Source organism: Xenorhabdus entomophaga (genome assembly GCF_037996725.1).
GTDB lineage: Bacteria > Pseudomonadota > Gammaproteobacteria > Enterobacterales > Enterobacteriaceae > Xenorhabdus > Xenorhabdus khoisanae.
In genome coordinates, this window is sequence record NZ_JBBMXH010000294.1 from 1 (window position 1) to 715 (window position 715).

At 44.9% G+C, this 715-nt stretch carries 1 protein-coding gene; it reads left to right on the plus strand.

All coding sequences use genetic code 11. The annotated features are described in order from the left end of the window. The first annotated feature begins 147 nt into the window (after positions 1-147). Entirely contained in the window at positions 148-606 is a 459-nt protein-coding gene (tnpA, locus tag AAC854_RS22845; protein ID WP_340619092.1) for an IS200/IS605 family transposase, read from the plus strand. Positions 607-715: the final 109 nt, after the last annotated feature.

The window sequence follows — 715 nt, forward strand, 5'->3', positions numbered from 1 at the left end:
TTGTATATAGAAAACCCCCAGCTTGGCTGGGGGTTCCGTAGAGCTTACAGCTATAAGTCTGCTATAAAAACCCCTTTTGATTTGTTAAAACACCTTGCGGTCTGGCAACTGCAAAAGTGAATCAAAAAATCGAAAGGGGGTCCCACAATGAGGGATGAGAAGAGCTTAGCGCATACCCGATGGAACTGTAAATATCACATAGTCTTTGCGCCAAAATACCGAAGGCAGGTGTTCTACGGAGAAAAACGGAGAGCGATAGGCCGCATATTAAGAAAACTCTGTGAATGGAAAAACGTGAACATCTTGGAGGCAGAATGTTGTGCGGACCACATCCATATGCTTCTGGAAATCCCGCCCAAGATGAGTGTGTCGAGTTTTATGGGGTATCTGAAGGGGAAAAGTAGCCTGATGCTTTATGAGCAATTTGGTGATCTCAAATTCAAATATCGTAATCGAGAGTTTTGGTGTCGGGGGTATTACGTTGATACAGTGGGAAAAAATACAGTTAAGATCCAGGAATACATAAAGCACCAACTGGATGCGGATAAATTGGGAGAACAGTTATCAATCCCGTATCCTGGTAGCCCGTTTACGGGCCGTAAGTAATCCATAGAATGCAAATGTCAGATTGCGATGCGCCTGTTAGGGCGCGGCTGGTAAGAAAGCCTTATAGGCGCATATGAAAAACCCCCGGCTATGCCGGGGGATACTTATT

Bases quoted from the DNA above. Each gene is read 5' to 3' on its own strand.
- tnpA (WP_340619092.1), top strand. From the start codon at position 148: ATGAGGGATGAGAAGAGCTTAGCGCATACCCGATGGAACTGTAAATAT.